The organism is Hydrogenophaga sp. PML113 (genome assembly GCF_001777155.1).
GTDB lineage: Bacteria > Pseudomonadota > Gammaproteobacteria > Burkholderiales > Burkholderiaceae_C > Hydrogenophaga > Hydrogenophaga borbori.
The window spans coordinates 75,752-88,257 of sequence record NZ_MIYM01000005.1 but is presented as its reverse complement, the minus strand read 5'-3'; the positions used below and the strand labels follow the sequence as shown (position 1 = coordinate 88,257).

The window sequence follows — 12,506 nt, the reverse complement described above, 5'->3', positions numbered from 1 at the left end:
CGCGCCGGGCTCATGTCATGCTGGCGGTAGACGACATCTTCTGGCCGCCGTCGCCCTTGAAGAACACGAAGGCCAGCTGCACCAGCATGAGCAGGCAGCCGGCCGGGATGGCGGCATAGGCCCAGGCCATGCTCATCTCCCACACCAGCGGATCCGAGTGCGGCCGCACCTTGTTCGTGAACAGCACGCCCTGGTACAGCGCCACCGACAGGAAGGCCGCGGTGAGCGCGTACCCCAGGTAGGAGCAGATGCGCTGCAGCGAAGGCGGCAACACGTCGACCAGCACCGTCACCGCGATGTGCGCGCCCTCCTTGATGCCGATGCTGGCGCCCAGGAAGGCGGCCCAGATCATCAGGTACTTGGCCACCTGCTCGGCCCAGCTCAGCGGGTCGTTGAGCACGTAGCGCGTGAAGACCGAGGCGAGGATGACGGCGACCATCGTCGCAACGAGCAGGGCCACCAGCGCGGCGGTGGCGCGATCGAGCAGCTTTTCCATGGGGCGTATCCCTAGGGTGACACCCCGCCCGAACACCAGGCGGGGCGCGACTTCACTTGGCGGCGGTGGTGGCGCTGGCGGCCGGCGCGGTGGCGGTGGCCTCGGCGCGGACCAGGTCGATGAGCGACTTGTCGATGCCGGACGACCCCCACATGCCTTGGCCCGCCTTCACCCAGAGGGCCCGCTGGGCCGGCGTGGGCACGGTGATCTGGCCGCCCGCCTTGAGGTAGGCCGCCTTCGCCTTCTCGTCTTCCTCGGCCCAGATGCGGCGGTGGTATTGCTCCGCTTCGGTCGCGGCCTCTTCGATGACCTTGCGCGCCCACTGCGGATAGGCATTCCACTGCTTGGTGCTGATCATTCCCACGAAGCCGTAGTACTGCCAGTCGAGCTCGAGGTGCTCCTTGATGATCTCGTGGTGCTTGGCGCTGACCATGGTGCCGAAGGGCTGGGCTTCGCCATCGACCACCTTGAAGCGCAGCGCGTTGTAGACCTCGGGCCAGTCGACGGTGACCGGCGTGCCGCCGAAGGCCTTCACGCCACCCACCTCCGTGGGCGAGCGTGAGACGCGGATCTTCAGGCCGCCCAGGTCGCCGGGCTCCAGTACCTTCTTGCTGGTGGTGTTGATGTCGCGGAAGCCGAATTCGAAGGTCATCAACCAGCGCAGGCCGACTTGGTCGAGTTCCTTGTTGATGGCCTCACGCACCTTGGCCGAGTCGAGCGCGCGGTGCGCCTCGGTACGGCTGTCGAAGATGTAGGGCAGGTGCAGCACCTCGAAAGCGCGGGTGATGGTGACGAGGTTGGCGTACGAACCGCCGGCGATCTGCAGCAGGCCCTGCTGCGCGGCCTCGTAGGTTTCCTTGTCGCTGCCCAGCTGGCCGCCCGGAAAGTGCTGCACCTTGATCCGGCCGTTGGACTTCTTCGCCACCAGTTCGGCGAACTTGTCCACGCCCTTGCTGGTGTCGTGCGCCGGCGCCATGACGTTGGCGTACTTGATGGTGATTTCCTGGGCCGAGGCCGCGGTGGCGAACAGGCCGCCGACCAGCGCCCCGGCGGTGGCGAGGGCGGCCAAGGCCGCCCTTCGAGCGAATGTGCTGGACATCTTGTCTCCTGGATCTGGTGGTGGATGGGTGCGTTGGTCTGCGCCAACTGCGATGAACTATATAGGACCATAGCTCTGAAGAAGATCGGGGAAACCCTAGCACCAGGTCATGCCATGAAGCTGGCGCTTACATCGAGAGGAGGCCTATAAAAAAGGCCGATCGCCAAGGAGGCGACCGGCCTGGACCGAGCCAGCGGCGGGGGCTGGCTCAGCGCATCATGGTGTTCTTGCGGTGCCGCGGCTTGGTGGTGGCCGCCGCCGTTGAGCCCGCCGACAGATCCAGTCAATGGTGGAACGTGGCGAAGTGGATGTGGGCGTGGGTGTGCTGCTGTGCGAGTCGCCGGCCACCACGCGCGAGCTGCTGCTGCGCTTGCCGCTGGTGGCCGTGGGCGCGCGCGGCACGCTGACCGCCGCCCTCAATGGCCGCGGCACATTGAGCTGGGCCGCTTTGCGGGCGCGGCCGCTGTTGGCGCTGCCAGCGGACAACGCGATCCAGCAGCTCGTGGACGCCCGCCTCGCGCCCGCGCTGCCGCGCGAGGACCGGCCGGTGTTCGCTCACCTGCACACGCTGATCGCGATGGCCGAAGCCGGCCAGGGCGTGGCGGTGCTTCCCGCCTTCGCGGCCAGCACCTGCCGGCGCTATGCGGTCGACGTGCACCGCATGGGCCAGCCCATGGTGACCATGGAGTTTTTCTCGATCGCACGCCGCGGCGTGCCGCTAACGCCCGCGGCGGCGCCGCTGCTGCGCGCGCTGGCGCAGCACCTGGGCCGTTCGGCCACGGGAGCCGCCTAAGGGGCTGCGGCGCCACCGCGCTCAGGCGGCCACGGGCTCCAGCAGGGCGTCGATGTCCGCCTCGGCGGCGCGCAGGCCTTCGCGGCGCGGTTCCTCGCCCATGGCCAGGCCCTCGGCGAAGACGAAGCGCACGTCGGTCATGCCCAGGAAGCCCAGGAAGTTGCGCACATAGGGCGTCTGCGTGTCGTGCGGCTGGCCTTGGTAGAGGCCGCCGCGCGCGGCGAACACCAGCACCTGCTTGCCCTTGACCAGGCCCTCGGCGCCGGCCGCGGTGTAGCGGAAGGTGACGCCGGCGCGGGCGATGTGGTCGAAGTAGGCCTTGAGCGTGGACGGGATGCCGAAGTTGTAGAGCGGCAGGCCCAGCGCCACCACGTCGGCGCTTTGCAGCTCGGCGATGAGCGCGTCGGACTCGGCCACCAGGGCCTGCTGTTCGGGCGTGCGCTGCTCGGCCGGCGTGGAGAAGGCGCCCACGCGCGCCAGGTCCAGGTGCGGCACGGGCTGGGTCGCGAGGTCGCGCACGACGACGCGGCCCTCGGGGTGGGCGGCCTGCCAGGCGGCGACGTAGCGGTCGGCCAGGCGGTTGGACTGGCCGTTGCCGAGCAGGAGACTGGAGCGGATCAGGAGCAGGGTTTTCATGGCGGGTTCCTTGTTGGGATGCGCCATTGAAACATCGACTGATCGAATGAAAAAGCGCAAAATTCCGCTCAAAACCATCTACTCAATCGATCATAAAAGCCATGGCCCACCCCCGCGTCACGCTCGATCAATGGAACGCCCTGGTGGCCGTGGTGGAGGCCGGCGGCTACGCGCGCGCGGCCGAGCAGCTCAGCCGCAGCCAGTCCTCCGTCACCTACGCGGTGCAGCAGATCCAGGCGCAGCTGGGCGTGCAGGTGTTCGAGCTGGAGGGCCGCAAGGCCCGGCTCACGCCCACCGGTGAGCAGCTCTACCAGCGCGCGCGCTACCTGGTGGCCGAGGCCGCCGCGCTGGAATCGGCCTCGGCCTGCCTGTCGCTGGGCTGGGAAGCCGAGCTGCGGCTGGCGGTGGAGGTGATCTACCCCAACCGGCGCCTGTTCGATTGCCTGGAGCGCTTCGGCCAGAGCGCCGAGCACACGCGCGTCGAGGTGGTGGAGGCCGTGCTCGGCCACCGCAGCTCGCTGCTGGAAGAAGGCGGCATCGACATCGCCATCTACGGCACCGTGCCCACGGGCTACGAGGGCCAGCACCTGATGCGCGTGCGCTTCCTGCTGGTGGCCCACCCGGACCACCCCCTGCACCGCTTGGACCGCGCCGTCACGCTGCGCGACCTGCGGCAGCACCGCCACCTGGTGGTGCGCGAGACCAGCCCGCAGCGCGGCCACGAGCCGGCGGTGCAGACGCCGCGCCGCTGGACGGTGAGCCACATCTCCACCTCCATCGAGGCCGCGCGCGGCGGCCACGGCTTCGCCTGGCTGCCGGAGGAACTGATCCGCCAGGACCTCGACGCGGGCCGGCTCAAGCCCCTGCCCATGCGGCGCGGCGGCGAGCGCTTCGCCGACCTGTACCTGGTGTTCGGCGACCGCGAGGGCGCCGGCCCGGCCGCGCAGCGCCTGGCCGAGATCCTGCTGGCCAACGCGCGCGGGGCCGGTTAAGCGCAGCGGCTAGCGTTATTCGATCGGCTTGTCGGGCAGCGGCGCGTGCATGCCCACGGCCATGCGGTTCCAGGTGTTGATCTGGGCGATGGTCCAGCTGAGTTCAACGATCTCCTGGTCATTGAAGTGGTCGCGCAGCGCGTCGAAGGCGGCGTCGTGGCCCGCGTGCCCGTCCGGCAGGCGCGTCAATGCCTCGGCCCAGGCCAGCGCCGCGCGTTCGCGCGGGCTGTACAGCACCGTCTCGCGCCAGGTGCACAGGCTGTTGATGCGCTGCCAGGCCTCGCCGTGCTGGCGCAGCTCGCGCGTGTGCATGTCGACGCAGAAGGCGCAGCCATTGATCTGCGACACGCGCAGGTCCATCAGCGACATCAGGCCCTTGCCCAGCGTGGAGCGCATGGTGCTGGCCTTGACGGCGGCCATGGCCTGGTAGGTCTTGGGCGCGATCTCGGTCCAGGGGAGACGGGGAGCGTTCACGAGGATCACCTTTCGTTGTGAGAAGAAATGAAGAAAGCCTTCACCCCTCAAGACGAAGCGGCGCCGTCTCCTGTGACGTAGTTTGTGACCGATGGGTCCAGCTGCGCGTGGCCCAGCGCCTGCGCGATGTGCCGCAGCTTGTCGGGGTTGCGCTGCACCTGGATGCCCACGACGCGGCCGTCCTCGATCCGCAGCGCCTGCGCCGATTCCAGCGCGCCGTCGATGAAGCGCAGCAGGCCCCACTCGCCGTTGAGCGGGGCCAGTTCGTAGTGCACGCGGCCCGCGAAGCGCAGGCTGGTGGCCAGATAGAGCTGCGCGATGCGCTGGCCGCCCAGCAGGGGCACGCCAAAGCTGGGCACCTTGCCACCGCCGTCGCTGACGAGCCGCGCGTCCTCGGCCAGCACGGCCTTCAGGCCGCTGATGTCGCCGCGCGACGCCGCCTCGGCGAAGGCGCTCAGCAGGCGCCGCTGGTCCTCGGGTGGCACGGTCTGGCGCGCGCGCCCGTCCTTGAGCAGGGTGCGCGCGCGGTGCACCAGCTGGCGACAGGCCGCCTCGCTCTTGCCCAGCGCCGCCGCCACCTCGCCGTACTCGGCCTCGAAGATGTCGCGCAGCAGGAAGGCCGCGCGCGCCTCGGGCGCCAGGCGCTCGAGCACCGCGAGGAAGGCGAGCGAGAGCTGGTCGGCCCGCTCCAGCATCTGCTCGGGCGTGTGCGGCGCCTCGGCCTCGGTGAGGATGGGCTCGGGCAGCCAGGTGCCCACGTACTGCTCGCGCCGCGACTGGGCCGCGCGCAGCCGGTCAATGGCCAGGCGGGTGGTGACGGAGACCAGCCAGGCCTCGGCGTTGTCTACCGACGCGTGCTCGGTGCCGTGCCAGCGCAGCCAGGCGTCCTGCACCACCTCGTCGGCGTCGGCGGCCGAGCCCAGCATGCGGTAGGCGATGCCCCGCAGCCGGGGCCGCAGGCGCAGGAAGCTGTCCAGGGTGTGATCGTTCATGACGCGCCAGACGGATGGGAGGGAGCGATTGTGACCAGGGCCGCGCGACAGCCCGACGGGCGGCTGCCACGATCCTCCGCCGGGCTTGCCCGATCCTGCGGACCCGCGCCCGTTTGACCCCACGGGCGTGGAGGATCGGGCCATTTGCGGGATCATCCCGGCGCCGCCCCTACGTCTGAACGCCCCATGCTCAAGCCCGACGACTACCTGAGCGAGATCAACGGCATCATTGCCCGATCCACCGACCGCGACGGCCTCACGCCCACCGCGGTGGACCACCTGTTCTTCGCCCGCCAAAGCTCGCCCTCGCTGCCCATGCACACGGCGCAGTGGCCCTGCTTCGCGCTGGTCACGCAGGGCGCCAAGCGCCTCACCCTGGGCGAGGAGGTTTACCACTATGGCGTCGGCGATTGCCTGGTGGTGACGCTGGACCTGCCCGTGATCTCGTGCATCGTGCAGGCCACGCCCGAGCGGCCCAAGCTGAGCCTGGGCATGGCCATCGACGGCGCGCGCCTGCAGGAGGTGCTGTCGCGCGTGAGCCTGCCGCCCGAGGCCCTGCGCGGCGACAGCCTGCGCGGCGTGGCCGTGCACAAGGCACCGCTGGAGCTGCTGGACGCCATGCTGCGCCTGGTGCGCCTGCTCGAGCGCCCGCAGGACATCGCGGCCATGGCGCCGCTGATCGAACAGGAAATCCTCTACCGCCTGCTCACCGGTCCGCACGGCCCCGCCCTGTTGCGCATCGCCTCGGCCAACAGCCCCAGCAACAAGATCGCCAAGGCCATCGCCTGGCTGCGCCAGAACTACCGGCAGCCGCTGCGCATCGAGGCCCTGGCCAGCCAGGTGGGCATGAGCGCCTCGTCCCTGCACCACCACTTCAGCCTGGTCACCGCCATGACGCCGCTGCAGTACCAGAAACGCCTGCGCCTGCAGGAGGCGCGCCGGCTGATGCTGGTGGAGCGGCTGGACGTGGGCAGCGCCGGCTACCGCGTGGGCTACCAGAGCGCCTCCCAGTTCAGCCGCGAGTACAGCCGCCAGTTCGGCCTGTCGCCGCTGCGCGACCTGGAGAGCGCGCTGGGCACCGGCGAGGGATACACACCGGTGCCCGCCTGAAGCAGCGCCCCCAGAGGCACCGCGGAACCGGCTGTGCCAGGCCGCAGGTGCCACCCCCTCGAGGGGGTCGCGCGAAGCGCGGCGGGGGTGCTACCCCAGTTTGAAGGGCAGGTCGCGCAAGGGCTTGCCGGTGATCCTCGCCAGCGCGTTCGCCCACGCCGGCGCCAGCGGCGGCAGGCCGGGCTCGCCCATGCCGGTGGGCGGGTCGGCGCTGGGCACGGTGTGCACGGCCACCGTCGGCATCTCGGTGATGCGCGCGACGCGGTAGTCGCCGAAGTTGCCCTGCTCGACCACGCCGTCCTTGAGCGTGATGGCCGCGCCGGGCAGGCACATGCCCAGGCCCATCAGCGCCGCGCCCTGCACCTGCGCCTCCACCGTGCGCGGGTTGACCACGAGGTTGCAGTGCACGCCCGCCGTCACCCGGTGCAGCACGGGTGCGCCGTCCTTCACCGAGGCCTCGACCACGTAGGCCACCACCGAGTCGAAGCTCTCGTGCACCGCCACGCCCCAGGCGCGGCCCTCGGCCAGCCGCCGCTTACCGTAGCCGCTCTTGTCCACCGCGAGCTTCAGGGCGTCGCGGTGGCGCGGGTGCTGATCGCCGAACATCGCCAACCGGTAGGCCACCGGGTCCTGGTTCGTCTCGCGCGCGATCTGGTCGATCAGCGTCTCCATCACGAAAGCGGTGTGCGTGGAGCCCACGCTGCGCCACCACAGCACGGGCACGTTGAGCTGGGGGTGGTGCACGGTGAGGCGCATGGGCAGCGGATAGGGCGCGCGCATGCCTTCCACGGCGGTCTGGTCCACGCCGTTCTTCACCATGAAGGGCTCGAAGGGGCTGCCGGCGATGATGGACTGGCCCACGATCACGTGGTCCCAGGCCAGCACGCGGCCGCGCTCATCGAAGCCGATGCGCGCGCGGTGCAGGTGCATGGGGCGGTAGTAGCCGCCCTTGATGTCGTCCTCGCGGCTCCAGACGGTGCGCACCGGCGCGCGCACCCCCGCCTCGCGCGCGGCGCGGGCGATCTGGCAGGCCTCGACCACGTACTCGCTGCTGGGCACGCCGCGCCGGCCGAAGCCGCCGCCGGCCGCCTGCACGTTCACGCGCACCTGCTCGGGCTTGAGGCCCAGGGCGCGCGCCGCGGCCAGGCCGTCCAGGCCCGGCATCTGCGTGCCCACCCACATCGTGGCGCCGCCCTCGGCGAGCTCCACCGTGCAGTTGAGCGGCTCCATGGGCGCGTGCGCGAGGTAGGGAAAGACGAACTCGGCCTCGATGCGTTTCGGCGCCGTGGCCAGCGGCGCCATGTCGGCGTCGAAATGCACCGCGCCGGGCCGACCGGCGAGCTCGCGGTACTGGGCGAGCTGGCGTTCGCTGTCGACCTTGTCCACCGCGTCGCTGGCCCAGTCGAGCTTGAGCGCGTCGCGCCCGAGCTTGGCGGGCCAGTAGCCCTCGGCCACCACGGCCACGCCCTCGGCGCCGCGGTCCAGTGGCACGCGCAGCACGGCCTTCACGCCTTTCACGGCGCGCGCGGCGCCGTCGTCCACCGAGCGCAGCTTGGCGCCGAACACCGGCGGGCGCGCGATCACGGCCGTGAGCTGGCCCGGGCGGCGCACGTCGATGCCGAAGTCCTGCCGGCCGCTGCTCTTGGCGCGCGCGTCCAGCCGCGTGGTGGGCTGGCCGATGAGCTTGAAGCGCTTCGGGTCCTTCAGCGCCACGCGCTCGGGCACGGGCTGCTGCATCGCGGCCTCGGCCAGTTCGCCGTAGCTGGCGCGGCGGCCGCCGGGACCGATGACGTGGCCGGCCTCGGTGCGCAGCGCGGCCGGGTCGGCCTGCCAGCGCGCGGCGGCCGCGCCCACCAGCATGGCGCGCGTGCGGGCACCGAGTTCGCGGTACTGCGTGAAGCTGTTCTTGACGGCCGTGGAGCCGCCCGTGAGGTGCATGCCCGCCAGCGGGTCGGCGTAGGCCGGGTCATTGGTGCCGAGCTGGCTGCGCACCTGGCTCCAGTCGGCGTCCAGCTCCTCGGCCAGCACCATGGGCAGCGCGGTCTGCACGCCCTGGCCGAATTCGAGCCGGTTCACGGTGACGGTGACGGTCCCGTCGGTGGCGATGGCGACGAAGGCGCCGGGCCGCTGCGTGGGCTTGAGCGCCGCGTCGGGCGCGCCCGCGCCCTGGGCCTGGGCGGCCAGGGGCGCGAGGCCCAGCGCGAAGCCGCTGGCCACGGCGAGCTTGAGGAAGCCGCGGCGCGGCAGTTCGGCCGCGCCCTCGGCGGGCGCGCCGCCGCGCGCCAGCATCAGCTGCAGCGCGCGGGGCAGTTCGGGGGTGAAAGTGGAAGGCAGCATGTCCGTTCCTCCGTCAGGCGATGGCGCGCGCGGCCTCGGCCACGGCGGCGCGGATGCGCTCGTAGGTGCCGCAGCGGCACACGTTGCCGGCCATGGCCGCGTCGATGTCGGCGGCGCTCGGCCGCTGGCCCTTGGGCAGCGATTTGAGGAAGGCCGTGGCGCTCATGATCTGGCCGCTCTGGCAGTAGCCGCACTGCGCCACGTCGTGCTTCACCCAGGCCTCGTGCACGGCGCGGCCCACGCGGTCCTCGCCTTGCGCCACGGCCTCGATGGTGGTGATCGCGCGGCCCTCCACGCTGCCCACGGGCGTGATGCAGGAGCGGATGGCCTGGCCATCGAGGTGCACGGTGCAGGCGCCGCACAGCGCCGCGCCGCAGCCGAACTTGGTGCCGGTCATGCCCAGGTTGTCGCGCAGGGCCCAGAGCACGGGGGTGCCGGGGTCCACATCGAGCGTGTGGTTCCGGCCATTGACTTGAAGGGTGGTCATGGGGTCTCCCAAAGGGAAAAGGAAGCGGATCGGCCATGCCGGGGCCCAGGCCGCCGGCATGGCCGGGAGTGTTGGCCAGCGTCCCCCGGGGGTGTTAGCACAGGGCTGCGAGATGCTTGCCTGATCCTCCAGGCCCAGGCGCGCGCGGCCCAGGCCTTGGGGTGGGGCGCGATCTAGTGGAAACCCTAGGAATGGGGGGTGGCATACTGCCCCTCCCTATAGGTGGTTGCGTCCGCAACCCCAACCCCCGTTTCCCGAGGAGTCAATTTCCATGGATCGCCGTTCCCTCATCAAGAACGCCGGCATCGCCGGCGTGCTCGCCACCGGCATCGCACCCGCGGTGCATGCCCAGGCCGCCGTGCGCTGGCGCCTGGCGTCGAGCTTCCCGAAATCGCTGCCCACCATCTTCGGTTCGGCCGAGAAGTTCTCCGAGACCGTGAAAGCGCTGTCCGGCGGCAAGTTCGAGGTCTCCATCCACGCCGCCGGCGAGATCGTGCCCGCCTTCGGCGTGGTCGACGCGATCCAGGACAGCACCATCGAGATGGCGCAGACCGCGTCCTACTACTTCACCGGCAAGGACTCCATCTTCGCCTTCGGCTGCGCCGTGCCCTTCGGCCTGACCGCGCGCCACATGGACGCCTGGATGGAGCACGGCAACGGCCGCAAGCTCATGGACGAGTTCTACGCCAAGTACAACATCCTCTCCATGAGTTCCGGCAACACCGGCACCCAGATGGGCGGCTGGTACCGCAAGGAAATCAAGACCGTGGCCGACCTCAAGGGCCTGAAGATGCGCATGGGCGGCGGCCTGTTCGGCGAGTCCATGGCCAAGCTGGGCGTGGTGGCGCAGAACATGCCCGCCGGTGAGGTGTACCAGGCCCTGGAGAAGGGCACGCTGGACGCCACCGAGTTCGTCGGCCCCTTCGACGACGAGCGCCTGGGCTTCAACAAGGTCGCGCCCTTCTACCACTACCCCGGCTGGTGGGAAGGCGGCGCCGAGCTGGAGTTCTTCATCAACAAGAAGGCCTTCGACGCCCTGTCCGCCGAGAACAAGGCCATCGTGCGCGCCGCCGGTGCCGTGGCCGCGCGCGACATGACCGCCAAGTACGACGCGCAGAACCCCATCGCCCTCAAGCGCCTGGTGGCCTCGGGCACCAAGCTGGTCGCCTTCCCCAAGGCTGTGATGGACGCCGGCTTCAAGACCGCGATGGAGGTCTTCGCCGAGCATGAGGCCAAGTCGCCCGAGTTCAAGAAGATCCACCAGGACATGCGCGCCTTCCAGCGCGACCAGATCCTGTGGAGCCGCTTCTCCGAGTGGCGCTACGACAGCTACATCACCTCGGCCAAGATCTGAACGGTCCGGCCCCGAGACAAAGCCCGCCGCCCGGCGGGCTTTTTTTTGTCCGCGGGGCCGGCGCCATGCCGCATCATCGGTCCATGAGCCCACCCCGCCTGTACGCCGCCGAGGCCACCGCCGCCGCCCTGCCCTACCCCGCGCTCGCCGACGCCATCGCCGCGCTGCTGCGCGACCCCACGGTGAAGGTGCCGGCGCGCACCGTGCTGCCCCTGCCCGCGGGCGGCACCTTCTTCGCCATGCCCGCCACCGACGCGCGCGTGGCCATCACCAAGCTGATCAGCTTCGTCGCCGACAACGCCACGCGCGGCCTGCCCGCGATCCAGGGCGACGTGGTGGTGTTCGACGCGCGCGACGGCCGCCGCCTGGCCCTGCTCGACGGCCCCACGGTGACGGCGCGCCGCACCGCCGCCGTCTCGCTGCTGGCCGCGCGCGCGCTCGCGCCGCGCACCGACGGCCCGCTGCTCATCGTGGGCGCCGGCGTGCAGGGACGCGCCCACCTGGAGGCCTTCGCCAGTGGTCTGGGCGTTCGGCAGGTGCGCGTGGCCTCGCGCGGTGCGGCCAGCGCCGATGCCCTGGTCGCGCACGCGCGCGACCTCGGCCTGGACGCCCGGCGCGTGGACGACGCCAACGCCGCGCTCGCCGACTGCCCGCTGGTGGTGAGCGCCACCCCGGCGCAGGCCGCGTCGCTGCGCGCCCTGCCGCGCGACGACGCCTTCATCGCCGCCGTGGGCGCCTTCACGCCCACCATGCTCGAATGGGCGCCCGAGGTCTGCCGCCACGTCGCCGCGCGCGGCGCGCTGGCGGTGGACACGCGCGACGCCGACCACGAGGCCGGCGACCTGCTGCAGGCCGGCCTCGACGTGCCCGCCGTGCCCACGCTGGCCGACTGGCTGGCGCGCCCGCGCCCGGCGGGCCCGGTGTTCTTCAAGAACTGCGGCTGGGCGGGCTGGGACCTCGCGGCCGCCCGGCTGGTGGCGGCCGATCTCACCGACATCAACGCATGAACCACGAACAAGACTTCCACACCGAACCCGTGCGCCGCCTGCGCGCCGACCTCGCGCTCGCGCTGCGCGCCGCCGCGCATTTCGGCCTGTCCGAAGGCGTGTGCAACCACTTCAGCGTGGAGCTGCCCGACGGCTCGGGCCGCTTCCTGCTCAACCCGCGCGGCCTGCTCTGGCAGGAGGTGCAGGCCGAGGACATCGTCATGGTGGACACGCAGGGCCGTGCGCTCGCGGGCCGCCACCCGGTGGAGAGCACGGCCATGCACATCCACGCCGGCGTGCACCGCGTGGCGCGCCAGGCCGTGGTGCTGCACACCCACATGCCCTACGCCACCGCGCTCACGCTCACGCGCGAGCGCGCGCTGGACAGCACGCTGTCGCAGAACGCCATGCGCTTCCATGGCCGCGTGGCCAGCGACCCGGTCTACAACGGCCTCGCGCTCGACCACGCCGAGGGTGAGCGCATCGCGCGCGCCATGGGCGGCGCCGACGTGGCCTTCCTCGCCAACCACGGCGTCATCGTCTGCGGCGCGCGCATCGACCACGCCTTCGACGACCTCTACTACCTGGAGCGCGCCTGCATGGCGCAGGTGCTCGCCGCCTCCAGTGGCCTGCCGCTGGCGCCCAGCACGCCCGAGATGGCCGCGCGCGTGGCCGAACAGACCCTGGGCGAACGCCTGCAGTCCGAGTTGTTCTTCGAGGCGCTGCGGCGCCGCCTCTGAGCGCGCCCGA

Annotated in this window: 13 protein-coding genes; 6 read left to right on the top strand and 7 right to left on the bottom strand. The window is 71.2% G+C overall.

Annotated elements, in window-relative coordinates:
* Positions 1-10: 10 nt before the first annotated feature.
* Positions 11-496 (bottom strand): TRAP transporter small permease, encoded by a 486-nt coding sequence (locus BHU06_RS11395; RefSeq protein ID WP_070399313.1) that lies wholly within the window; start codon positions 494-496, stop codon positions 11-13.
* 52 nt (positions 497-548) lie between these two features.
* Positions 549-1,565: a TRAP transporter substrate-binding protein gene (locus BHU06_RS11390; protein WP_070399312.1), complete on the bottom strand. Its 1,017-nt coding sequence runs from the start codon at positions 1,563-1,565 to the stop codon at positions 549-551.
* A 316-nt stretch (positions 1,566-1,881) separates the two neighbouring features.
* Between BHU06_RS11390 and BHU06_RS11385 the strand changes: the two genes are divergently transcribed.
* Entirely contained in the window at positions 1,882-2,388 is a 507-nt protein-coding gene (locus BHU06_RS11385; protein WP_070399311.1) for a LysR substrate-binding domain-containing protein, read from the top strand.
* A 21-nt stretch (positions 2,389-2,409) separates the two neighbouring features.
* Here BHU06_RS11385 and BHU06_RS11380 read toward each other — a convergent pair whose 3' ends face one another.
* The gene (locus BHU06_RS11380; protein ID WP_070399533.1) at positions 2,410-3,024 is read right to left on the bottom strand and encodes an FMN-dependent NADH-azoreductase; all 615 of its coding nucleotides are present in this window, start codon (positions 3,022-3,024) and stop codon (positions 2,410-2,412) included.
* A gap of 101 nt (positions 3,025-3,125) precedes the next feature.
* On the opposite strand from BHU06_RS11380, the gene BHU06_RS11375 reads away from it, so the two are divergent.
* Positions 3,126-4,016 (top strand): LysR family transcriptional regulator, encoded by an 891-nt coding sequence (locus BHU06_RS11375; protein ID WP_070399310.1) that lies wholly within the window; start codon positions 3,126-3,128, stop codon positions 4,014-4,016.
* 15 nt (positions 4,017-4,031) lie between these two features.
* Here the strand turns inward: BHU06_RS11375 and BHU06_RS11370 are convergent, their stop codons facing one another.
* Positions 4,032-4,490 (bottom strand): carboxymuconolactone decarboxylase family protein, encoded by a 459-nt coding sequence (locus tag BHU06_RS11370; protein WP_070399532.1) that lies wholly within the window; start codon positions 4,488-4,490, stop codon positions 4,032-4,034.
* 47 nt (positions 4,491-4,537) lie between these two features.
* Entirely contained in the window at positions 4,538-5,482 is a 945-nt protein-coding gene (locus BHU06_RS11365) for an RNA polymerase sigma-70 factor (protein ID WP_070399309.1), read from the bottom strand.
* Between the two features lie 186 nt (positions 5,483-5,668).
* Here BHU06_RS11365 and BHU06_RS11360 point away from each other — a divergent pair, with 186 nt between their 5' ends.
* The gene (locus tag BHU06_RS11360) at positions 5,669-6,592 is read left to right on the top strand and encodes an AraC family transcriptional regulator (RefSeq protein WP_070399308.1); all 924 of its coding nucleotides are present in this window, start codon (positions 5,669-5,671) and stop codon (positions 6,590-6,592) included.
* A gap of 90 nt (positions 6,593-6,682) precedes the next feature.
* Here the strand turns inward: BHU06_RS11360 and BHU06_RS11355 are convergent, their stop codons facing one another.
* Both BHU06_RS11355 and BHU06_RS11350 read right to left on the bottom strand, forming a co-directional pair.
* Positions 6,683-8,929, bottom strand: a complete 2,247-nt coding sequence (locus BHU06_RS11355; protein WP_070399307.1) for a xanthine dehydrogenase family protein molybdopterin-binding subunit — start codon at positions 8,927-8,929, stop codon at positions 6,683-6,685.
* Positions 8,930-8,942: 13 nt separating this feature from the next.
* Positions 8,943-9,416 carry a (2Fe-2S)-binding protein gene (locus BHU06_RS11350; protein WP_070399306.1) on the bottom strand — a complete coding sequence of 158 codons (474 nt, stop codon included), beginning with the start codon at positions 9,414-9,416 and terminating at the stop codon, positions 8,943-8,945.
* 271 nt (positions 9,417-9,687) lie between these two features.
* Here BHU06_RS11350 and BHU06_RS11345 point away from each other — a divergent pair, with 271 nt between their 5' ends.
* The 3 genes from BHU06_RS11345 (at position 9,688) to BHU06_RS11335 (ending at position 12,496) form a co-directional block, all read left to right on the top strand.
* Entirely contained in the window at positions 9,688-10,770 is a 1,083-nt protein-coding gene (locus BHU06_RS11345; protein WP_070399305.1) for a TRAP transporter substrate-binding protein, read from the top strand.
* An 83-nt stretch (positions 10,771-10,853) separates the two neighbouring features.
* A complete protein-coding gene (locus BHU06_RS11340) occupies positions 10,854-11,777 on the top strand; it encodes a delta(1)-pyrroline-2-carboxylate reductase family protein (RefSeq protein WP_070399304.1) in 924 nt (307 codons plus the stop codon).
* Complete coding sequence (locus tag BHU06_RS11335) at positions 11,774-12,496, top strand: aldolase (RefSeq protein WP_070399303.1); 723 nt, start codon at positions 11,774-11,776, stop codon at positions 12,494-12,496. The genes BHU06_RS11340 and BHU06_RS11335 overlap by 4 nt, the downstream gene beginning before the upstream one ends.
* Positions 12,497-12,506 lie beyond the last annotated feature (10 nt).